The following is a 21,655-nucleotide window of genomic DNA, read 5'->3' on the forward strand; positions in this document are numbered from 1 at the left end:
CTGAAGTAAGAGGTTGATATGAGCAAGAAACGTCTTCTGCACGAACGTTTAGCCGCATTGGTCAGCACTCTCCGACACGGGGAAATGATCTTTATCGCGGATGCTGGCAGCGGCACCTCGAGTGCGAGCCTGGTACCGCTTAACCCAGACGTCGAAATCATTGACGTGGCCATTCACACAGGCTGCCCAACGGTCGATCAGCTGTTACCTGTCCTGTGGGAGGTGGGTGATTTCGAAGCCGCATTTGTGACTGAAAACATGCGCCAGGCTAATCCTCCGATGAGGGAGTTGGTGCAAGGGTTGACTGGCCCGGATCATATTCATGAGCTGCGCTATTTGCCCGAGTTCTACGACCTGCGCAATCGATGCAAAGCCTTCATCCAAACCGGTGACTACGGCGTCCATAGCAACGTAATTTTGGTAGCGGGCTATCCCAGCCCACCGATCCCTGTTGAGTGGATGACCAACCCGAACTGGTTCGAAGAACTGCGTAAAGCACAGTCGAAGAAGGACTGAATCCATGCCCATTCAAAAAACAAAAACGGGTCAGTATTACTACCGAAACTGGGATTGCGAGGACGCCTTGGCCTCCGTCCTTCTGCTTCACGGTTTCGGTGAGCACACCGGACACTACCACCGTTTCGCCGCAGCATTGGTACACGCAGGCTTTGATGTCTGGGGCATTGATCATGTCGGCCATGGGATGACTGGAGGGGCACCTGGTCACTTCGAATCTATCAATCAATTGGTCGATCATGCCCGTGACCTGGCAACTTTCATCCGCACACAACACCCGAGTCGCCCATTGGTCATTGTCGGCCACTCACTTGGCGGCATCACCGGTGCAGCGCTTGCACTTTCACTTGAGCCAGAGGCGTCAGGTGTCGTCCTGACAGGCGCTCCCTTTGAAGGGCTTCCCGTAATCAAGGAAGGCATCGAGATGGTCATGTCACGAGACGCCGCCTACCTGGATGCGCTTGAGCATGATCCATTGAAATTCGACACAGCCCCCGCTGAGGCAAATCTATGGAGAGCAATCAGTGAGCAGACTGATGCACTCAGCAAAGGGCTTTCCAAACTCAGCATCCCTGTATTACTCATCAATGGGGAGCACGACGTTTTCGCCCCTCCTTCTCTCGCTCAGCGCTGGAGCAAACTCATTCCAAACGCACACGTCGTGGAGATTGCTGGGGGATACCACGACATTCCTAACGATACCGAGCACCGTAAGGTCGTCGGGCACGTCATCAGCGCGATCAATCGCTGGATAGGCGACAACGGCAGGAACGCCCCGCCCTATACCTGCTGCTAAGGCAAAGCTCTCTCCATCTTGAGGATGGGCCGCCCGGCCCATCCCGCCCCCTCTCGCCCGCTGGAGCACGACTGTGAACGACTCACGCTCTGCTATCTCGCTGTGCCCGCTCATTCTGCTTTCGTTGTTGACTGTTCAGAGTCATATCGCAAACGCCGATGAGCCATTTGCTCGCGATTCGCGATGGATGACAGGTGACTGGAACGGTTCACGCCAGGCACTTTCTGAGCAAGGCTATGATGTGACCTTGAACTACACCAACGAGCTTGGATGGAACGCCAACGGAGGCTTCAACCAAGACCGGAAGGTCGCCTATGCCGACGAGACCCTGCTAGGCCTAGGTATTGATCTCGAGCGAACGCTAGGTTGGCAGGGCGCATCAACTCAGCTGTACATCACAAACCGCAACGGCGAGGACATCACCAACCAACGGTTGATTGATCCACGTAGCGGTCAGCTGACCTCCACTCAGGAGGTCTGGGGCCGCGGTTCCATTTGGCGTCTCGCTGAGCTGTCGTATCGCCAGAACCTGCTCAACGACAAACTGAACCTACGAATTGGTCGCTTTGGACTAGGCGAGTTCGGAGAGTTCCCATGCGACTTCCAGAACCTGCTCTTCTGCGGGAACACAGGCGGCTCAAGCACCGGAACGGTCTGGTACAACTTCCCTGTGAGTCAATGGGGCTTGCAGCTGAAATACCATGTGTCGAATTCGCTGGCCGTACAAGCTGCTGTGTTCGAGCAAAACCCATCGCTACAAGAAAACAATAGCGGTTTCAAAATGAGCTTCTCGGGGGGTAAGGGTGTGATCATGCCTTTTGAAACCATCTATAAACCCAGACACGCACTGTTTGATTTACCTGCAGAGGTGCGAGTCGGCGCGTTCGTGTCGACGGCGGACGCAGATGATGTGTACATGGGTGCCGACGGTCAGCCCCAGCCGCTAACTCCAGATGGAGGGTATAAGCGGCACAGCACGAGCCACGGATTTTGGACGGTACTCCGCCAGCAAGTCGCGCTTATCAATGACGATCCAAACCGTCCCGTTGAGCTGTTCACCCAGGCACACTTCAACGAGAAAGACACAAGCTACATCCGCAGCTCTCTTAACCTCGGCATGACCATCGTGGGCCCATTCGACAGCCGCCCTTCTGATCAACTCGGGATCGCTGTTGGCCGCGTCGAAGTCAGCCCGCAGTTCGAAAAACGGCAGCGCTTACTCAACGCGATGTCCGGTAGCACCGACTACAACGACCCTACGTTCATCCCCGTACAAGACAAGGAGTACAGCGCTGAGATCTTCTACGGGGTGCAGGTGACCAATTGGTTGATGGTCAGGCCTAACCTGCAGCTTGTAAGCCATCCTGGTGGTGTAGATGAAGTCGATGATGCGGTCGTCATTGGCTTAAAGATTCAGTCTCGCTTCTGACAATGCTGGAGTTTCTCGATCGATAGTAGGAAATCCCGGGCCGGGGCACCTGAAAGATGCCCCGGCTCTGACTCATAGTATCGATGCGCGAATGGCCTTCTCGATCCCACGATAGATCCTCCTAGCACTGTCTTCCCTAGAGCTTTCCAGCGCCTCAAACGTCGATCCGTTCTCACACCCACCAAATGCAATTGCATTTTGCCATCACGCGAGCGCACACTCCCCGCCCTCGCACAACCCCAAGCGGCAAAACCAGGCTGCTAAGTTTACAAGGATCGAACATGAACGTATTACTCAGAATCATTGCACTCCCTGTGCTGCTGTACGGTGGGCTAGGAGCGATTTCCTCAATGATCACTGGCGATTGGTTCATGTTCTTCGTATTCGCCGGCTTTATGTTCGTGTACTTCAGCTTTGCAGAGTGGATCAGGTCTCGAACTCAGAACAAATTCAGCCGGCTGGTGAGTGCTCGGGGACTGCACCCTGATTTCATTTATCAATACGGCGGACAGGGCCTGGTGATTGACCTCGCAGCTCGGAAGCTCTTAATTGGAAGGGCACGGACTGGCGCGATTATTAACTTCAGCAGTGTCACTGAGTTTTTTACGAGCGACGTGCACAAGGGCAGCAATGTCTACATCAAAGAGATCAATGTGCGGACGAATGACTTCCACAACCCACTCATGACGGTGACCTTCGAGAACGAACCTCTGCGGAACATGGCATATGCAAAGCTTCATAGCGCTTTCAACTGCTAAAAAAGCTGCATGCAACACTAACGACTACCAGTAGATGTGCCTGAAAGCTTCGATCATACAAGCTTTGGCATCCATCACTCTATTGAAGATTACTACTCAAGATTTAAAGGCGTTCGGTAACCTGGTGAGAGAATCCAAGGCCACCCCGCCCGCGAAACACGAAATACTGATTCAAGGATTGCTCTAATGTTGAAATGCTCCATCACCCGTCTCGCTGCTTGCACCGTCCTGTCCGCGATGTGCTCCGGCATTGCTTTAGCGGGCAGTCGAACCTGCTCCGACCCACAGGTCAAGGAGGCTCTGACTCTTAAGGCTCAAAGCTCCCGCAACAGCTACGTTGACATGCTCAACCGACAAGGTCGCGGTGTCTGGGCCAAGGTTACAGGCATCCACGAGATCGAAAGCCTGTCGACCAACAAGGCGTCGGGCCGCAAGAAATGCTTTGCTAAGGCCTCGGTAGAATCCAACATGGGCATGCTGGCCCAGCCGGTTTGGATGACTTACACACTTGGCCAATACGATGACGGCAAGCAGTACACGGACATTCACGTGATGTCGGCAGACGAGCGCCAAAGCTTCGAACGCGACCACTGACTTCCTCGTCACCGAGCCGCAGGGCATGATCGACCTGTGAACTCGCAAAAATGTATGACTGCGCCCGTCATCCACAATGACCACACTGCACTAGGTTCAGAGGGTCGAATTTTCCGCGAAGCGGCTTAGCAAGCAGAGCGCGCAGGCGTGAGGATGGAAGCCCTCAGGGCCGAGACTAGGTAAACCTAGGCTCGGCTCACGACAGCCGTACCGCAGGTCACGCACTATTCCTCTCAAGCATCCCGGGCCCGGCGATTGCCCCTCTGCCAAAATTTGAAGAAATTATTCCTCAGCAATAATTATTGCCGAACCATAATTTGAGCTAATTGAGACCGGCATGGCGGTTAGCTACGCTTGCCATCACCATCTCGCGTAGCTTCTGTGACCCGACCGTAAGCCTCATCACCTAGGTTCTGTACGAAAACCTTTGAAACCCCGCAAAAGCCTCTGGAGGCCTGATTTTCCGTAGAGTTCTCGCCTTTTAGGCGAAGGATTCTGCTATGCCCAAGCGATACGAACTTTCTGACGAGCACTGGGCCATAGTCGCTGAGCTTTTTACTACACATCAACGTACAGGGCGCCCAAGAGCTGACGATCGCTTGATGCTCAACGGCGTGTTGTGGGTACTTTGCTCCGGCGCAACCTGGCGCGACATGCCTGAGCGATTCGGCCCGTGGTCAACGGTTTATCAGCGATTTCGAGACTGGCGAAACCAGGGCATCTTCAACCAGATGCTTAAACGGCTGCATATCAGGCTCAATGCTGAATGCCTGATTGATCTGGACACTTGGTGCATTGACTCAACGGCGGTCAAAGCGAGCCGAGCCTCATCTGGAGCAGGCAAAAAAGGGGGCGCAAGAACCTGCGGACCACGCGCTCGGTAGAAGCCGCGGAGGATTAACTACGAAAATTCATATGGTTTGCGACGCCCGAGGTGTTCCATTGCACTTCACCCTTTCTGGCGGACAAGCCAGTGACATCTCCCATGCCCAGCCTTTGCTCGACGGCGTCTACCTCCCGACCAAAGGGGGCCGGCCGCGCAAGCGATGCCGCATGCTGGTAGCCGACAAGGGCTACGACTCAGATGCTCTACGGCGGTACTGCGACCGGTATCACATGCAGCCGGTGATTCCTTTCCGAGCCATGAAGCGTAAGCCTAAACTTGGATTGCCACGCCTGCTCGACAATCCGAAGTACAAAGAACGAAACATCATCGAGCGGCTGTTTGGTTGGTTGAAGGAGCACCGTCGCTTGGGAACCCGTTACTGCAAGCTCGCGCAAAGCTACGCCGCCATGGTTACGCTGGCCTGTTGGCGGCGGTGTCTACGACATTACTTTTCGTACAGAACCTAACGTGAGGCTCATGTCCTACGCCGCCAAGTATGCGTCCGGCTTCTTCGGGCCGTTTCGGGATGCGCTGGGCTCTTCGGGGGCCCTGTTTGCCGTACCGACATTCGCCTATCAGGTCAGCGGCGAATATTCGATGATCAGGGCCGCGATCGACAACGGCTGGCTGGACCCGGATAAAGTCATCCTGGAGTCACTGATGGCATTCAAACGCGCGGGTTGCTGTGGCATTTTCAGCTACTTCGCGATCGAAGCCGCTGAACGACTCAAGCGCGGCTGACACCTGCGCACGGCCCACGTTGTATCAATAGGCGACTTTGGCAACGTGAGCCCTTACCTCAGAAGATGTCGGTCGAGGAAAAGTTTCATGATAAACCGCCACGGCGAGGCCTAGGATAAACACCAAAAGGTCATGTTCCCGCGCCTCAACTCCACAGGAAGTCAAAAATGATCGCTAACCTCGTCAAAGTTTCACTGCTGGGCGGTGTTCTGTTCCTGAGCGCCTGTTCGGTATCAGGCGTGAGCACCCGAAACGATTATTCGACCGACTCCGTGGCGCCAGCGGGGTTTGGCCCGGGGCCGACGAACAGTGGAAAGCAGATGAATTTCCACGGTAACGCCTTGAGCAACAGCTTTGGCGAGTACAGTTCCGGGTTGCTGCATGACGATTAACGAGCGCCTTGGACAGGCACCTCGCGAGCAAGGCCAGCCCTTCTGGCTAGCCCCCCGTACAGGATTGATCTAGAGCTCTACAACGATCTTGCCCACCTGGTTGTTTGATTCCATATAGCGGTGCGCTTCAACGATCTCGTCGAACTTGAACACCTTGCCGACAATTGGACGCAAGCTGCCATTCTCCAAACCGTCGGTGATAAACGCCTTGGCCCTGTTCAGCCGTGCCTCATCCTGGGTAACCTCGAAAAGCTGGTAACCCCGAAGGGTCAAGTCCTTGCCGAGCAGTTCCATCACCGGCACGCTGATGCCAGACGTTTCCAGCGCACCGTACTGGAAGAAAATCCCGAGGTAAGACAGCGACCGCAGGATATTTCCCACCTCGGGGCCACCCACGGGGTCGAAGGCCATGCGCGCCCCCTTCCCGTCTGTAATGCGAGCCACTGCGGCGACCAGGTCCTCCTCAGCCGTTGCGATCACGTGCACTGCCCCAGCATCCGAAGCTGAATTGACTTAGACACAGCCGGCCGGTGCATGTGGAGCGACTGTGCAGCGTTGGTAAAGCTGCCCGTCTCCACGACGCTCACGAACACCTGCATCGCATTCAGCACATCCATTGATGACTCCAGGTAAAGAGGTTGAACCGCCGCAGCTTACCAATGCTGTTCAGTCAAGCAACCTGTTGACCCAGCCGCACTGACTTGTGCATTATCCAAACGCACCGCTTTGCAACGGATCATCCATGATTCTCATCACCGACCACATGCTGACTGCCAAGGGCTTTTCTGCCCTGGCATGCGCATGCGTGTCCGTTGCCAAGAAATCCAAGAAACAGCCGCTCATTTGACCGGGGCGCTGTCCCGTCAGATGAGCTGACAGGACAGATAGCGCAAGGTCTCCTCCCCGCTTGATTCCCATCCCCTCCTCTGACGTCGACTATCGGTCTTCCTGAGGAGTAATGCATGTCTAATTTCCGCGGTATCTGGGTAGCGCTGGTCACACCTTTTCGTTTGGGCCAGGTCGATTTCGAGGCGCTTCAAGGGTTAGCGAAGAAACTGTTGGCTGAAGGTGTGAGAGGCTTGGTCGTGTGCGGTACTACTGGCGAAGCTGCCGCGATGAGTGAGGATGAGCAGCTCAAGGTGCTGGATGCCGTACTGAGGGTCGCCCACCCGAGCCAAGTCATCATGGGCCTCTCGGGAAACAATCTGCAGGAAGTGCTGGCGTTCCAGCAGAAACTCCAAAGCTATGCCATTGCCGGCATTCTAGTCCCCGCGCCCTACTACATCCGTCCCTCCCAGCAAGGCATCGAATCCTTCTTCAAAGCCGTTGCTGACGCGTCTTCCGCTCCTGTGGTGCTTTACGACATTCCTTACCGGACTGGCGTTAGGATCGAGCGGGCGACGATCAGACGGATCGTCCAGCACGCAAACATCGTCGCAGTAAAAGATTGCGGCGGAGACATCGAAACCACCATGGCGCTGATCAACGACGGCCATGCCCAAGTGCTCACGGGCGAAGACATCCAAATCTTCACTAACCTCGCCCTGGGCGGTGCTGGCGCCATATCAGCTTCGGCGCATATCCATGCAAGTCTCTACGTTCAGGTGGTGCGCGATCTGGACAGGGGGGCCATCCACGATGCTCGATCGCTGTTCTACCGACTGCTGCCGTGGATACAGTCAGCTTTCAGCGAACCAAACCCAGCTGTAATAAAAGCCGCGCTGGCTGTTGAAGGCCTTATCGCCAATGAGCTTCGCGAACCGATGCAGCCCTGCAGTGCAGTGACAATGGAGCGTGTTCGCGAAATGCTCCCGTCTATATCGCTGTAAAAACCCCATGCAGGCGGCTAAGGCTCATGGTTGCCTACTCTGCAAACCATGGTAACCGAGGGCGGCGCGGGCTTCCTTGAGGCGCTTTCCGCTGGCGATCTGCTCGCGGATCTGCGCTTCAACGTGTTCGATACGGCGTGCCGTTTCAGCCACTTCCTGGGCACGATCACGTGGGACGATGACGACACCATTGACGTCAGCGACGACGATGTCGCGTGCACAGACCCGGGCATGGCCAATTGAAACGGGCTGGTTGATGGCCACGACTTCCACGCGGTCCTTGCCGGTACGCATGAAGCGGCCCTTGCTGAACAGCGGGTAGCCTTCGCCCAGTGCCTTGTTCACATCGCGGCAGACGCCATCAATCACGGTGCCCGCGATACCGCGCGCCAGGGCGTACTGGGTCATGATGTCGCCCCACACCGTGCAATCGGTACGGCCTTCGTTGGCGATGACCACTACGTCACCTGGTGCTACCTCATCAATGAAGTCGCCCACCGTGCCGGGCGGCGTGCTCGCACTGACGTACTGCACAGTGAAGGCTGGACCGACCACCACCTGGCTATAGTTGGCCAGTGGTGCAATTCCGAAGGCCTGGCCTGGGAGGCCCAGTTTGTCCATCGCGTCGGACACGCCCGGGGTATCCAGGCCATCGAACAAGGCAACGAGATCTTTATCGCAAAGGCTCATGTCAGTGCTCCACCGTGATGGCTTCGAATTGGCTGTCGTGCATCACTTCCTCGACCGAGCGGCCGGCCCGGACGGCATCCACCATGCCGGCTTGGCGCCGGTCAATACGCTCGGCCAGATCGAGCACTTTCTCGATGGCGTCGGCCGAGACAAAAACGGTGCCGCATTCGTCGGCGATGACGTAGTCGCCCTCCTCAACCTCAACGCCGGCCATGCGAACGCCAACAGCCGCGTCGATCTGGATGAGCCGTTTACGTGCGCTGATCATGGTCACGCCGCGACCGAACACCGGATAGCCGATATCGGCGCTGCCGCGGATGTCACGGCTGAAGCCATCGATGATCGAGCCGCGGATGCCTTTGCGCTGGGCTGCGTTGGCCAGGATGTCGCCCCAGCTGGAGATGCCATCGGCGCCACCGGCAATCACCAGCACGCGGTCGTCGCTGGTGATCTGCTCCACGACCGGGGTAATCAGGTGAGCGGTGGGCGCCACGTCCTGCTTTGGCCCCAACTGCACAGTACTGGCGCGGCCAACGATCTTCGGGCAGTTCCAGAGCGGCATCAGGCCGTTGGTGGCGCCAGGAAGCTGGAGGAAGTCGAGCGCGTCCGACACCGTGTTGGTATCGAGCGCAGCCAGGCGATCAAGCGGGGCGTTCAAGCTCATGGGTTGCAGGCCTCTGGTAAGTGAGGCTTGAGTATCTGCGCCGATATTTGATACGTATATTACCAATAACCTAAGCTATCCATACTACAAACCTATGGAATAGCGCTGTGATCAACTTTCGCTTGATACGCCACCTCTGGTTGTTCCTGGCCGTTGCCGAGGACCAGAACTTCAGCCGTGCGGCCAAGCGCCTGGGCATGTCGCAGCCCCCGTTGACCGAGCAAATTCAAGCGCTCGAACACTCCCTTCGCGTTCAACTGTTCACCCGCTCTCGCCGTGGCGCCCAACTCACCGCCGCCGGCGCTGCAATCCTCCCTGCAGTGCGAAAATTTGCCGATCAACTGGAGCGGCTGGAGTTGGCGGTTCACGAGGCCGTGGCCGGGCACTCTGGCGTGCTGACCATCGGGGCGATCACATCGGCCATGATCGATGTGCTGCCGCAGCTGATCGAGCGCTTCAAGCAGGACCACCCGTTGATCACGGTTTCGGTTCGAGAGATCGATAGTGCGGAGGCCATTCCGGCGCTTGAGGCCGGCGATATCGATATTGCGTTCGCACGCCTGGAAGGCAACCTGGGCCGCCACCTGCAGTCGATGGCGCTGTCAGAAGACCGCCTGGCGGTCGCGATGCCCAAGGATCATCCTTTGGCCGCCCGTGAAGCCATCGACCTGAAGGCGCTTGCCGATGAAACGCTGGTGATGGCGTCCAGAGACGTAAGCCCTGTGTACTTCGATTACCTGGTTGGGCTATGCAAAGCCAGCGGCTTCGCGCCGCGCATCGTGCATCAGGTGCGCTCTGTTTCATCGCAGGTGGCGTTCGTCAGTTGCGGCCAGGGCATCGCCTTGGTGCCGACCTCGATGAACAAACTGGCGCCGGAAAATGTGCTGGTGCGGCCTTTGCAGCCGGAAGTGAAGGTTGTCACTACCGCCATGGCGTGGCATGGCGTCAACGGTAACCCGCTGGTGGAGGCGATGATCGATCAGGCCAAGCAGGTTTTTCCATCATAGGCTGGGCATATGGCTGGGTTCGCAGCTTCGTATTTTACAAAATGCCGGGCTGGACCGACATTGCGGCCTCTGTAAAAGGAGCTCCCACCGTGGCACACCCTGCTCGCTTCACTCACGAGAAATTGCCGTTGAACATCGATGGCGTGTTGCTGGACCTGGCAGTGCTCCATCGGTCCGGTCCCAAGGCACCCATCCTCTTCCTGCATGGGTTCGGTTCAACCAAGGAAGACTATGCCGACATCACCCTGCAACCGGCATTCGAAGGGCACCCCTTCATTGCCTACGATGCGCCTGGTTGCGGTGAAACCGAATGCAGCGATCTCGCTCGCATCAACATCCCGTTAATGGTGAAGACAGCCCTGGCCGCACTTGCACATTTTGGCGTCGACAGGTTCCATCTGGTCGGTCACTCCATGGGGGGCCTGACCGGGCTGATGCTCGCTGACGCCTCTGCAGAGCGCGTGTTGAGTTTCGTCGACATCGAGGGCAACATCGCGCCTGAGGATTGCTTCCTCAGCCGACAGATCTTTGAGCACAAACGCGAGGATGATGCACGCTTCATGCGCGACTTCATCGCGCGCACCCGGCTTGCCGCCGACCCTGCCAGCGCGCTTTACGCGGCGAGCCTCGCGCACAAAGTCCGTACCGGGGCGGTCCGTGGCATCTTCGAGTCCATGGTCGAGCTATCGGACAACGGCGGCCTGATGGAGAAATTCCTGGCGCTGCCTTTCCCGCGCCAGTACATGTACGGCATCACCAACGCCCACCTTTCCTACCTCGGCGACATCGCTGCCAAAGGGGTGCAACTGGCATGCATCCCCGATTGTGGCCACTTCCCGATGTATTCCAACCCGGCGCTGATGTGGCAGCACATCAAGGCACTGCAAGCGCGCGTCTGAGCTGATCGATGATGGCTTCAGGCAACGCATCATGCAGTTGCCCGAAGCTTGCAGATGTCAGTTGCGGGCGGACGTAAAGTCCGGGCGCGAGCGCCAGCCGGTGTTTTCCTCGACCGCACCGCAACCGTCAAGGTAGCCGTGCTTGCGCAAGTCGGGCATAAGCACCGCAGCCAGCAAGGTAATCGCGCTCATGGCGGCGACGTAGTAATAGAAAACCGACTCGACACCGGCGCCTCGCAACATCAGCGCGACGTACTCGGCCGTGCCGCCGCACAAGGCATTGCCAATGGCATAAGGCAAGCCAACACCGAGCGCACGTACCGTTGCCGGGTACAGGTCGGCTTTCAGCACGCCCGTCACTGGCGTATAGAACGCGGCGATCAGCAGGAGCACTGGGGCGGCCATGCCGACGGTGTCATAGGTGGGCAGTACCGCGATCATCAGCGAACCGCCGCACATCAGGAACACCGAGATAATCATGGAGAACCGTCGGCCGCGGGTGTCGGCCAGGTAGCCGAAGATCCATCCGCCCAGCGGGCGCATGAAGAAGCCGACGGCGAAGATGCCTGCCGTGGCGAGCAGTTGCGTGGTCTGATCGCCCTGAGGGAAGAACAGCGCGGCGAAGTAGATCGAGGCATAGGCGTAGATTATGCCTGGCGGGCATGGCCCGCCGTACTACGGGCGGGAGAGCCGTTGCTAATTGGGGCCGCTCTGCGGCCCACGCAGCGGTTCATCGCCACGACAAGCCCCATCTCCAGGCCAGCGCCGCCCCTGGTAGGAGCGAGCGCAGCTCGCGATGGGGCGCGCAGCGGCCCCAGGGTTTCAGCCTCGCGGCTCATAGTGCTGGGGCTGCTTTGCAGCCCATCGCGAGCTGCGCTCGCTCCTACCGGATCCTGTGGGAGCTGGCTTGTCGTGAAGTGAACAGCATTAGCCATAACGCTGTTTTCGGAAGGAGCACATCTGTACTCCAAGCATGTACAAAACCCACGCAATCTCGACAATGCCCAAGCTCAGCACGTCGCGCACTGCGGGCCATTGTTCCCACAGTGGGCCGATTCCCTGCTTAACTCACTCCTACCACTGCAGGAGCTGACACAATGAGAGCACTGACCTATCACGGCGCCAATGATGTTCGAGTGGATACCGTCGCCGACCCCATCATCGAACACTCCGACGATATCATTCTCAGGGTCACCGCCACCGCCATCTGTGGTTCTGACCTTCATCTTTACCACGGCAGGGTTCCAGAAACCGAAGCGGGTGATATCTTCGGCCACGAGTTCATGGGCATTGTCGAGGACGTTGGCGCGGATGTAACCAACGTCAAAGTTGGCGACCGCGTGGTCATCCCGTTTGTCATCGCCTGCGGCAGTTGCTTCTTCTGCCAGCACGACCTGTTCGCGGCCTGCGAAACCACCAACACCGGGCCCGGCGCCGTCATCCACAAAAAAGGCATTCCACCTGGCGCAGCGCTGTTTGGCTACAGCCATTTGTATGGGGGTATTCCTGGTGGGCAAGCGGATTACGTCCGGGTGCCCAAAGCCAATGTCGGGCCATTCAAAGTGCCAACTACCCTGGCTGACGACAAAGTGCTGTTCCTCTCCGACATCCTTCCCACCGCGTGGCAAGCCGTCACCAATGCCGAGGTCGGCAAGGGGTCGTCGGTGGCCATCTATGGCGCCGGCCCAGTGGGGCTGCTGAGCGCCGCCTGCGCACGAATGCTGGGTGCGAGCATCATCATCATGGTGGACAACAGCGACCATCGGCTGGCCTACGCCCGGGACGCCTACGGCGTCATCCCGATCCACTTCGAAAAGGATGATGACCCCGCCGACAGCATCATTCGCCACACACCCGGTATGCGTGGTGTGGATGCGGTGATCGATGCGGTCGGGTTTGAAGCCAAAGGCAGCGCCACGGATTCGCTGATGACCGCCTTGAAACTGGAAGGCAGCAGTGGCAAGGCCCTGCGCCAGAGCATTGCGGCGGTACGCCGTGGCGGCGTGGTCAGTGTGCCCGGGGTCTATGCGGGGTTCGTACACGGCTTTAGTTTCGGCGAAGCCTTCGACAAGGGCCTGACCTTCAAGATGGGCCAAACCCATGTTCAGAAGTACCTTCCCGAGCTGCTTGAGCATATCGAAGCTGGGCGCCTGCAGCCCGAGCTGATTGTCACCCACCGCCTTGCGCTAGAGGACGCAGCCAAGGGTTACAAGATGTTCGATCAGAAAACCGACAATTGCCGGAAAGTGATCCTTACGCCCGGGGCAGCATCAGGAACACTGGGCTCAGCCACCGACCGATAGCGGGTACAGAGTGATACACGGCGAGCCATTCCCGACATAACCCGGATAACCGCCGTTGTCACCATGGCGCCTCGAAACGCGGCAACTTCCCGTATGCCGCGTTGCCACTTCGGAGCCCGCCATGAACCGCCAAGTCAAACCCGCCAGCCTGCAAGGCTGGCCACTGTTCACCCTGTTGTCCCTGCTGGTACTGCTCGTCACCTCACTGGCCCTGTGGGCCCAGCCACATTGGGTGGACGCCCTGCGCAGCGCAATCCGAACCACAGCCCGCACGTCGTTCATCCTGTTCCTGGCCACCTTCCTCGCGTCGTCCGTTGCCGCCCTGGTGCCCACTGACTTCACCCGCAACCTGCTGCGCAACCGCCGCTTCCTGGGCCTGGCCTTTGCCTTTTCCCACGCGGTGCATGCGCTGCTGATCCTTCTCTATGTACAGTTGTTTCCCGAAACCTTCTGGCAGGGCCGCACGGCAGCTGCGAACATTCCCGGCTCAATTGGCTACCTGTTCATCATCCTGCTGACCCTCACCTCCTTCCCAGGCGCCATGAAACTGCTCGGCGCGCGTGCCTGGAAGGGGCTGCACAGCACCGGAACCTGGGTGATTGCGGGCATTTTCATGCTGTCGCTGTACAAGCGGATCCCTATGGGTTCCTGGTATCCGCTGGGCTTTGCGCTGATGGTCAGCGCCGTACTCTTCAAGCTCACCGCGAAGCTGGCCATCCGCGCACGCCGCAACCCCAAGGCCGCTACGGCATCAGGTAATGCCAGGTAGTGCCAGGGGCCTGTGCTTGAGGCCCCTGCTGCCCTACCCATCTGTGCGTCACTCACGCCCAGCGGTGCTTGCCTCGGGACGTGCCTCGGTAACCGTTGGCAGCCATTGCAGTTGCGTGGGGGTTCGGGTGAAGCTGGCCAGGTTCTGCGGCTCGCCCGGGTCGCACGCCAACCACAACGCCGGGGCCTGGCGCATGGCCGCCCACCTGGCCGACAGTTGCGCCTTGCTGCGCTCGCCAAGCACGCTGCTCATGCGCTGAACGCTGTTGTAGCCGTGCTCACCGATGACCATTTCTGCCCAGTAGCGATCGGCCAAAACATTCGCGCTCTGGACGCGGGCGTTGAGGTTGGCCACCACGGCGCCGCGCAGTTTGCCCAGCGACTGCTCGTCAAGCTGGGCGATGCGCTGTTCCACATTGTCGAGAAAGGCCTGCATGCGGCGGCGGATCTCGTCGCTGCGGTAGGCGCTCGATTGCACGGTCAGCCGTAACCCCGGGCGGCGCCAATCCGGGTGGGCTTCGGTGAAAACCAAGTAGCCGGTCTGCTGTTCTGTGCGCAGCGTTTGGTAGAACGGCGTACGAATCAGTTGCGCCAGCAGCAGGCTATCTGCCTGGGTTTCAAGCCCCTCGCCGGGCAGCGGCCAGAGCAAGGTCAGCCCGCTGTCGCGGCTGGTGCTCTCGGTGCGGGCCAGGGGCAAACCTGCGGCCAATTGCCGGTTGCGGGTAAAAGGAACCTGTGCGGCGGCAACCCGTGGGTGCAGCCGGCTTTCCAGCAACTGGCCGATGGCCTCGGCATCGTGCGCCGCCAGGTTGCCGACGGCCATGGCGTCCACATGCAATTGGCTCAGCCATTGGAGGCGCCATTGGCGAAACTCGGCGAGGGTGACCTGACTCAGCGCCTTGAGGCTTTCAGCAGGCAGCCAGTTGCCAGGGGACAGAATGAGCTGCACCGAACTGTCCATGGCTGCAGCCGGGGTCGAAGGGCTCTGCGGCTGCCAGTACTCCCGGGCTCGGCCAACCACCCGGTCGAAACTTGCGGCGTCGACCTCGGTATCGGCCAGCACTGCGAGCATGCTTTCGAGCAACAGCGGCTGGCGCTGGCGCAGGCCGTCCAGGCGCAGCATCAAGCCTCCATCGTCGATGTCGACAGTGCCTTGCAAACCCGCGCCACGGGCGTCGCGCAAGGTATTCTGCAGCCGGTCCTGCGCCCACAGCACGTAGAGGCTCAGGTAAACATATTCGGCCGCAGAGTCCGCAGCGGGCGTGCGCAGCGACAACCGCCAGGAGGCACGAGGAGCCTCGAAGCGCTGTTCAGGCGCGTGCCAAAGGCGCAGCCCAGGGGTGTCGATCAACTGGCGCGGGGCATGCTCGGCCAGGGGCAACAGCGTGAAGTCGTCGGCCACATAGGGGTTGGCTGGCGGCAACGCCAGCTCGCTCACCGGCTGGGCTGTGGGCCAGTCTGGCAGGCGTGCCAATGTGTAGGGCACGTTCATCCATGGCGTTGCCGTATCCGTCTGCGCCTCGGGCGATATCCAGACGCGCAGCAGGTTGTTCGGCGTCAGTGCTGCAAGCAGCGTGGCGGCCGGGCGCACGTCACTGTCGCTACGCCGGTAAGGGCCGAACAACCAGTCCTGCAGTGGGTAAGCCTTGCTGTTCTCGGCAATTTCGCGCACCAGTTGCAGCGGCTGGCGCGGCTGGAATTCGGCGAAGCGTTGCGCAGCCAGTTGGGCGTCCTGGCGCAACCGCCAAGGTTCCAGGCCCTGCTGGCGAATCAGATCGAGGTAGGCGAAGACGCTGGCCTGAACACGGTCAAGATCGGCGCGGGTGTGTAGCCCAAGGTCGATTTCAATCCCCAGCAATGCTTGCTGATGCTGGTGCAGCATCCAGTGAACGCCAACACCGCGAGCCAGCCCGGCCTTGCGCAAGGCGTCCTGCAAGCTGCCCGGCCCGCGTGCGGTGATCTGCGAAAGCACCACTGCCGTGTCTGGCGCCGCCGGTGCATTTCGATTGACGGGGAAGACAAACAACAGGCGCTGGGTTGGCTTGATCGGCTTCACGTTCAAGGTGGCCGGCAGCAAGCCCGGCGTCACCAGGTCAGCACTCGCCGAAGTCGCTGCCACCGAGCCTTGCGGGAGCTGGGCGAAGCTCTTGCTGGCCATCGCCTGCAAGGCATCAAGCGACTGCGGGCCGCTGAGCACCAGTTGCATGTTCAGGCTGCTGTAGTGCTCACGGGTGAACGCCGCTACCCGCTCGCGCAGACGCGCTGGGTCACCGCCCAAGGTCTGCAGGTTACCGATATGAAATGCCGCCATCGCGTGACGAGGGTTGAGGCTTTGGCCAAGCGCCTCGCCTACGCGCACCCCCTCCCAGTCAGCACGCAGGTGGAACTCGGCATCCACCGCATTGCGCTCACGGTCGACATAACGCGGGTCGAACAGCGGCGTCGAGAGGGTGGCACCCAGGCGATCCAGCGCCTCGGGCAAGGCGTTGGCGGGTACAGAGAAGTAGTAGTCGGTACTGTACAGGCTGGTGGTGGCGTTGAAGTTGCCACCTACCCTGCCCATGAACCCGCTGTAGCCATTGGGATCCGGGAACGGTTTGCTGCCGAGAAACACCAGGTGCTCGGTCAAGTGCGCCAGGCCAGGCAGGTCGGCGGGGTCGGCGGCGGCTCCGGTGGCCACCGCAACGTTCGCGGCGGCGTGGGTGGCGCCCGGGTCGTGGATGACCAGGACAGGTAAGCGGTTGGGTAACTGGAAACTGCGATACTGGTGTGGGTCCTTGGGCGAGACGATCAACGCCGTCGCCATCGAGGTGCAAGGTAACAGTGCTGCCATCAACAATGTTGGCAGACGAAAGCTGGGCAAGGCCATTCAACGCATCCATTCGAGTCAGAAACCTGTCAGTCCTGACAGGTATAAATGCGCCATGTTACAGAATGGCTTGCCGCACATGAAGCCATCAGGCCGGCGCCACTGCCCGGTTGGCCCGCAGCCTGATGGCCATGTAGCTCAGCGCAGAGCCGATACCCGCAGCGGCAATCACCAGGCACATCGGCCGCGGTGAATCATGGGCCAGGCTTCCCACCCAGGCACTGAACGCGGCGCCCAGGGCGAATTGGGCCGACACCGCAAGCCCAGCTGCAGCGCCTGCGTTTGCAGGGAAGCGCTTGAGCAAGCTGGCCACACAGTTCGCCCCCATCAGCCCCGTGACGCTGACGTACAGGATCACCAACCCGACGATGCCCCAGAGCGTCACCGACTCGCGGCTGCCAAGCACCAGCAGGCCCACGGCGGACAACCCCGCGAACAGTGCCCCGACGCCCAGCATGCGCAGGGCGCCGAGCCGGCTGACCAAGCGGGCGTTGGCCACGGTCATGATGATGACGCCGCCAATATTCAGGGCGAACAACCAACCATAGCCATGGGGCGAGACGCCAAAGTAGCCGATGTAAACGTAGGGGGACGCCGTGATGAAGGCGAACATGCCACCAAACGAAAGCCCCATGCACAGAATGTAGGCGATGGCCGTCGGGTCGCTCGCGATGCGCCAGTAACCCATCAGCGCAGCGACGAGCGACTGGCTGCGATTGTCGGGGTGATGCGTCTCGCGGATGCTGAACACACAGGCGAGCAGGCAGATGGCCGCGAACCCGAACAGCGCGGCAAATATCACCCGCCAACCCTCGATCAGCATCAGGAAGCTACCGGCCAGCGGCGCCACGAGCGTAGCGAGCATGGTAACCAGATGCATCAAGGACAAGGTTTTCGCAGCGTCGCCCAGGGAGAACAGGTCCCTGACGATGGTACGCGCCAGCACCGAAGCTGCAGCCCCGCCCAGCGCCTGAAGGAAGCGCCAGGCGATCAGTTGCTCCACGGAGCCTGCCAGCATGCAACCCACCGACGCCACCAGGTACAGCACCATGCCCCCCAGCAGCAAGGGCTTGCGCCCGTAACGGTCCGACAGTGGGCCGTAGAACAGCATGCCAATGCACAATCCCGCCAGGAACACGCCAATGGTCATCTGCACGCTGGCCGCACTGGCGTTCAAGTCCTCGGCAATGGATGGCAGGCTGGGCAGGTAGGTGTCTATCGATAACGGTGCAAATGCCACCAGGGCGGCCAGCACTATGATCAGGCGTCGCGGGTTGTCCAGCATGTGTGCTCCACTGCGAGTTCAAAGGTCGAGGAAAACGATAACATCTTAACGTTATGCGGGCACTTACTGCCTGCAGGCACCGTGACCCTAAGGCTCGATGCGCTTGAGGTCGTTGAGCAAGGCGATGAGCTGTTCCATTTTTTCCTGGCCGAATTGCGCGTGGATCCGCTGGTAGTTTTTCTCCATGTCACCGCTCATGGCCGCAAACAGCGCCTGCCCGCGCTCACTCAAACTCACGAAGACCCGGCGCTGGTCCTGCTGGGATTTCTGCCGCAGCACGATGCCATCGCGCTCCAGCCGGCTGAGCACACCGCTCATGCTGGGTTTCAGGATGCAGGCCTGTTGCGCCAGTTGATGGCTCTCCAACTCGCCCTGCTGGCTGAGAATCCGAATTACCCGCCATTGCTGTTCGGTGAGGTCATGCTCATTGAGCGATGGCCTGAAAAATGCCATCGCCGCTTCCCTGGCCTGCAGAAGTGTCAATGTCAGTGAAGGTCTAGGTTTAGCCATGATCCAACCATGTCAATTAAACGAAACGGCAGCTGGGAAGCATGCCGCCGTAGGTTTGGCGAAGGCCCTGCCAGCGTGGGCAGAACCCATGAAAAGTACAATTTCTCCCACGAAAACCTCATTTTCCAGCGCCGGCGAAGCTGCCACCATCGGGCTACAACAATCAAGATGGCCGGAGCCCTTCAACCGTGTCCAGATCAACTCAGCCCCGCGTGGCGCTGCCGATAGTCGCCAGGCGTCAAGCCGGCATAGCGCTGGAAGAATCGGCTGAAATAAGCCGGGTCCTTGAAGCCAAGCTGGTAGCAGACTTCGTTTGCCGAACTGCCACTGAACAGCAGCAGCCGTTTGGCTTCCTGCATCAGCCGCTCCTGGATCAGGCGCTTGGAAGGCAGGTCGGCAATGCGCCGGCACACATCGTTGAGCCTCGGCTCGGTCACACCAATGCCCGCCGCGTAGCGAGACAACGGCCAGTGCTCCCGGTAGTGCGCCTCGATCAGCTCGTTGAAGCGGTGGAATATCTTCAGGTCCTCGCGCCGCGCCGGGGTCGCTTTCGCGGAATGGGAGCACAGCCGCAGAAGGCTGATCATGATCAGCCGGGTCAGGTTCTCCAGGGCGGCGCCGCGCCCCACCCGCTGTTCGGCTATCTCATAGCTCAGTTCTTCGAACAACAGCTCAACGCGCCGCGCCTCGGCCTGGTAGATCGGCGCAAGGCCAGACAACGCCACGCAGGCCGGCGCCACCTGAAGCCCCGACGCCACCAGGCTACCGTCGGCCTCAAGCAATTGCCAGACCAGCTGCTGGCGCACGGTCAGCACATGCCCGTCGCTGTCGGCCTCGGTGACGAAGGAATGCGCGACCGTCGGCGGCGTCAGGAAAAACATCGGGCCGGCCTCGATGTACTGCTGGTCATCCAGGTACACCCGCACGGTGCCGGTCTTCACGTAATGAACCTGGAAAAACCGGTCGTGCCGGTGAACCGGCATGTTGCGCCCGAAGAACCCGGCCAGGTTGCCCAGGCGGTCGTAATGAACCTCGCTGTCGCTGTAGCGCTGGTCGTAGACCTGGCCAATGTTGATATTCGGGATGGGTTGCCGATCGCTCATCAAGGCGTACTCATTGTTGTCATCGTCCAAGCGGGCCGCCCGGCCTATGTTGCACCGGCCAGAACAGCAGCGCCACGCATGAGTGCTTGACGATCGTTAACATATTAAATATAACGTTAACACATTAACGAATTGCCGGTAAGGCTTTTCCGCCCTACCACTGCCAGGAGAGAAGCATGAGCCATGCCTTGCATGACGCTGCGAACGGCACCTTGTTTGGCGTTGCGCTGAACTACAACGGTCTGCTGCAGCAACGTCTCACCGAATTTGAACAGCCACCTTACAAACAGGCGCCGGTCAAGCCGGTGCTGTTCATCAAGACCCCGAACACCCGTAACGCCCATGGCGCCGATGTCATCCAGCCTGCCGGCGAGCGCCTGCAACCCGGCCCTGCGCTGGGCGTGGTGATCGGCAAGGACGCCAGCCGGGTGAGCGCCGCCGAGGCCCTGGCCCATGTGGCCGGCTACACCATCGTCAACGAATACAGCCTGCCCGAAGACAGCTACTACCGCCCTGCCGTCAAGGCCAAGTGCCGCGACGGGTTCTGCGCGATCGGGCCAGAACTGGTCCCCGCCGATGCAGTGAAAGACCCTCATCAGTTGACCTTGAAGCTCTACGTCAACGGCAACGTCGTGCAGGAAAACACCACGGCCAATTTCGTGCGCAGCATCCCGCAGCTGATCGCCGAGCTGAGCGAGTTCATGACCCTGCACGCCGGTGACGTGCTGATCACAGGCACCCCCGAGGGCCGTGTCGATGTGCAGCCTGGCGACTTCGTCGAGGTGGAGATCACCGGCTTGGGCCGTTTGGCAAATACCATCGTGGCTGACACAGAGGGCCAAGCATGAAACACGCGCGCATTCGCTATGAGGGCAGCGTCCAGGCTGTCACCGTCGAAGACAACAGTGCCGTTCGCCTCAACGACGGCCGGCTTGTCGCCGCCGACCAGGTCGAGTGGCTGCCACCTGCCAACGGCAGCATGTTCGCCCTGGGCCTGAACTACGCCGACCACGCCCGGGAACTGGCCTTCGCACCGCCCACCGAGCCCCTGGCCTTCATCAAGTCGCCGGGCACCTACACCGGCCACAACCAGGTTACCTGGCGCCCGGACAACGTCGAATACATGCACTACGAGTGCGAGCTGGTGGCCGTCATCGGCAAGCCGGCCAAGAACGTCAAGCGTGAAAACGCCCTGGACTACGTCGCCGGCTACACCGTGTGCAACGACTACGCCATCCGCGACTACCTGGAAAACTACTACCGCCCCAACCTGCGGGTAAAAAACCGCGACGCCACCACCCCGGTCGGCCCATGGATCGTCGACGCCGCCGATGTGCCGGACGTCAGCAACCTGAAGCTGCGTACCTGGATCAACGGTGAGCTGAAGCAGGAAGGCACCACCGCGGACATGATCTTCGACATCCCGCACCTGATCGAATACTTCTCAAGCTTCATGACCCTGCAACCGGGCGACATGATCGCCACCGGCACCCCAGAGGGCCTGGCCGACGTGGTGCCGGGCGATGAAGTGGTGGTGGAAGTGGAAGGTGTCGGCCGCCTGGTCAACCGTATCGTCAGCGAAGCTGACTTCTTCAAGAACAACAAGGCATGAGCAG

At 59.7% G+C, this 21,655-nt stretch carries 22 protein-coding genes and 2 pseudogenes; 15 read left to right on the forward strand and 9 right to left on the reverse strand.

The features are described from left to right. The first annotated feature begins 18 nt into the window (after window positions 1–18). The 8 genes and pseudogenes from F3J45_RS15815 (at window position 19) to F3J45_RS15850 (ending at window position 6,112) form a co-directional block, all read left to right on the forward strand. Window positions 19–516 carry an RbsD/FucU domain-containing protein gene (locus F3J45_RS15815; protein WP_167064292.1) on the forward strand — a complete coding sequence of 166 codons (498 nt, stop codon included), beginning with the start codon at window positions 19–21 and terminating at the stop codon, window positions 514–516. A gap of 4 nt (window positions 517–520) precedes the next feature. Next, window positions 521–1,312 carry an alpha/beta fold hydrolase gene (locus F3J45_RS15820; RefSeq protein ID WP_167064295.1) on the forward strand — a complete coding sequence of 264 codons (792 nt, stop codon included), beginning with the start codon at window positions 521–523 and terminating at the stop codon, window positions 1,310–1,312. A gap of 73 nt (window positions 1,313–1,385) precedes the next feature. Continuing rightward, window positions 1,386–2,741, forward strand: coding sequence for a carbohydrate porin (locus F3J45_RS15825; RefSeq protein ID WP_167064297.1), 1,356 nt, complete (start codon window positions 1,386–1,388; stop codon window positions 2,739–2,741). A gap of 281 nt (window positions 2,742–3,022) precedes the next feature. Continuing rightward, window positions 3,023–3,499 carry a hypothetical protein gene (locus F3J45_RS15830; RefSeq protein ID WP_167064299.1) on the forward strand — a complete coding sequence of 159 codons (477 nt, stop codon included), beginning with the start codon at window positions 3,023–3,025 and terminating at the stop codon, window positions 3,497–3,499. A 186-nt stretch (window positions 3,500–3,685) separates the two neighbouring features. Beyond that, entirely contained in the window at window positions 3,686–4,093 is a 408-nt protein-coding gene (locus F3J45_RS15835) for a hypothetical protein (protein ID WP_167064302.1), read from the forward strand. A 500-nt stretch (window positions 4,094–4,593) separates the two neighbouring features. After that, a protein-coding gene (locus F3J45_RS15840) for an IS5 family transposase (protein WP_167064305.1) occupies window positions 4,594–5,446 on the forward strand; the annotation gives its coding sequence in 2 pieces (ribosomal slippage) (window positions 4,594–4,949 and window positions 4,948–5,446; 855 coding nt in all). After that, window positions 5,445–5,720 (forward strand): annotated as a pseudogene (locus tag F3J45_RS15845) (porphobilinogen synthase); the annotation flags it as partial. The gene F3J45_RS15840 and the pseudogene F3J45_RS15845, both read left to right, overlap by 2 nt. A gap of 167 nt (window positions 5,721–5,887) precedes the next feature. Then, a complete protein-coding gene (locus F3J45_RS15850) occupies window positions 5,888–6,112 on the forward strand; it encodes a hypothetical protein (protein ID WP_167064308.1) in 225 nt (74 codons plus the stop codon). 69 nt (window positions 6,113–6,181) lie between these two features. Here F3J45_RS15850 and F3J45_RS15855 read toward each other — a convergent pair whose 3' ends face one another. Together F3J45_RS15855 and F3J45_RS15860 are read right to left on the reverse strand one after the other, a co-directional pair. Beyond that, window positions 6,182–6,598 (reverse strand): zinc-binding dehydrogenase, encoded by a 417-nt coding sequence (locus F3J45_RS15855; RefSeq protein ID WP_167064311.1) that lies wholly within the window; start codon window positions 6,596–6,598, stop codon window positions 6,182–6,184. Then, window positions 6,589–6,729, reverse strand: coding sequence for a LysR family transcriptional regulator (locus tag F3J45_RS15860; RefSeq protein WP_167064314.1), 141 nt, complete (start codon window positions 6,727–6,729; stop codon window positions 6,589–6,591). The genes F3J45_RS15855 and F3J45_RS15860 overlap by 10 nt, the downstream gene beginning before the upstream one ends. A 345-nt stretch (window positions 6,730–7,074) precedes the next feature. Here F3J45_RS15860 and dapA point away from each other — a divergent pair, with 345 nt between their 5' ends. Continuing rightward, window positions 7,075–7,941, forward strand: a complete 867-nt coding sequence (gene dapA / locus F3J45_RS15865; protein ID WP_167064317.1) for a 4-hydroxy-tetrahydrodipicolinate synthase — start codon at window positions 7,075–7,077, stop codon at window positions 7,939–7,941. A 24-nt stretch (window positions 7,942–7,965) separates the two neighbouring features. Here dapA and F3J45_RS15870 read toward each other — a convergent pair whose 3' ends face one another. Together F3J45_RS15870 and F3J45_RS15875 are read right to left on the reverse strand one after the other, a co-directional pair. Continuing rightward, on the reverse strand, window positions 7,966–8,631 hold the full coding sequence (locus F3J45_RS15870) for an RraA family protein (RefSeq protein WP_167064320.1): 666 nt from the start codon (window positions 8,629–8,631) through the stop codon (window positions 7,966–7,968). 1 nt (window position 8,632) lies between these two features. Continuing rightward, window positions 8,633–9,295: an RraA family protein gene (locus tag F3J45_RS15875; protein WP_167064322.1), complete on the reverse strand. Its 663-nt coding sequence runs from the start codon at window positions 9,293–9,295 to the stop codon at window positions 8,633–8,635. Window positions 9,296–9,402: 107 nt separating this feature from the next. On the opposite strand from F3J45_RS15875, the gene F3J45_RS15880 reads away from it, so the two are divergent. Together F3J45_RS15880 and F3J45_RS15885 are read left to right on the forward strand one after the other, a co-directional pair. Then, entirely contained in the window at window positions 9,403–10,302 is a 900-nt protein-coding gene (locus F3J45_RS15880; protein WP_167064325.1) for a LysR family transcriptional regulator, read from the forward strand. Between the two features lie 89 nt (window positions 10,303–10,391). Continuing rightward, window positions 10,392–11,201, forward strand: a complete 810-nt coding sequence (locus tag F3J45_RS15885) for an alpha/beta fold hydrolase (RefSeq protein ID WP_167064328.1) — start codon at window positions 10,392–10,394, stop codon at window positions 11,199–11,201. 57 nt (window positions 11,202–11,258) lie between these two features. Here F3J45_RS15885 and F3J45_RS15890 read toward each other — a convergent pair. Further along, a pseudogene (locus tag F3J45_RS15890) lies at window positions 11,259–11,849 on the reverse strand (MFS transporter); the annotation flags it as partial. A gap of 449 nt (window positions 11,850–12,298) precedes the next feature. On the opposite strand from F3J45_RS15890, the gene F3J45_RS15895 reads away from it, so the two are divergent. After that, window positions 12,299–13,504, forward strand: coding sequence for a zinc-dependent alcohol dehydrogenase (locus tag F3J45_RS15895; RefSeq protein WP_167064331.1), 1,206 nt, complete (start codon window positions 12,299–12,301; stop codon window positions 13,502–13,504). A 121-nt stretch (window positions 13,505–13,625) separates the two neighbouring features. After that, complete coding sequence (locus F3J45_RS15900) at window positions 13,626–14,273, forward strand: ferric reductase-like transmembrane domain-containing protein (RefSeq protein WP_167064334.1); 648 nt, start codon at window positions 13,626–13,628, stop codon at window positions 14,271–14,273. 48 nt (window positions 14,274–14,321) lie between these two features. Here F3J45_RS15900 and F3J45_RS15905 read toward each other — a convergent pair whose 3' ends face one another. From F3J45_RS15905 to hpaA, 4 genes are all read right to left on the reverse strand, one after another. Continuing rightward, window positions 14,322–17,141, reverse strand: coding sequence for an insulinase family protein (locus F3J45_RS15905; RefSeq protein ID WP_167064336.1), 2,820 nt, complete (start codon window positions 17,139–17,141; stop codon window positions 14,322–14,324). A gap of 88 nt (window positions 17,142–17,229) precedes the next feature. Beyond that, window positions 17,230–18,426: a Bcr/CflA family multidrug efflux MFS transporter gene (locus tag F3J45_RS15910; RefSeq protein WP_167064339.1), complete on the reverse strand. Its 1,197-nt coding sequence runs from the start codon at window positions 18,424–18,426 to the stop codon at window positions 17,230–17,232. An 87-nt stretch (window positions 18,427–18,513) separates the two neighbouring features. Further along, window positions 18,514–18,936, reverse strand: coding sequence for a homoprotocatechuate degradation operon regulator HpaR (gene hpaR, locus F3J45_RS15915; RefSeq protein WP_167064342.1), 423 nt, complete (start codon window positions 18,934–18,936; stop codon window positions 18,514–18,516). A gap of 197 nt (window positions 18,937–19,133) precedes the next feature. Further along, window positions 19,134–20,039, reverse strand: a complete 906-nt coding sequence (gene hpaA, locus F3J45_RS15920; protein ID WP_167064346.1) for a 4-hydroxyphenylacetate catabolism regulatory protein HpaA — start codon at window positions 20,037–20,039, stop codon at window positions 19,134–19,136. Between the two features lie 176 nt (window positions 20,040–20,215). On the opposite strand from hpaA, the gene F3J45_RS15925 reads away from it, so the two are divergent. Then, entirely contained in the window at window positions 20,216–20,887 is a 672-nt protein-coding gene (locus F3J45_RS15925) for a fumarylacetoacetate hydrolase family protein (RefSeq protein ID WP_167064349.1), read from the forward strand. After that, window positions 20,884–21,651 (forward strand): fumarylacetoacetate hydrolase family protein, encoded by a 768-nt coding sequence (locus tag F3J45_RS15930; RefSeq protein WP_167064352.1) that lies wholly within the window; start codon window positions 20,884–20,886, stop codon window positions 21,649–21,651. The genes F3J45_RS15925 and F3J45_RS15930 overlap by 4 nt, the downstream gene beginning before the upstream one ends. Window positions 21,652–21,655 lie beyond the last annotated feature (4 nt).

It is taken from the genome of Pantoea sp. Ap-967, assembly GCF_011752565.1.
Lineage (GTDB): Bacteria > Pseudomonadota > Gammaproteobacteria > Pseudomonadales > Pseudomonadaceae > Aquipseudomonas.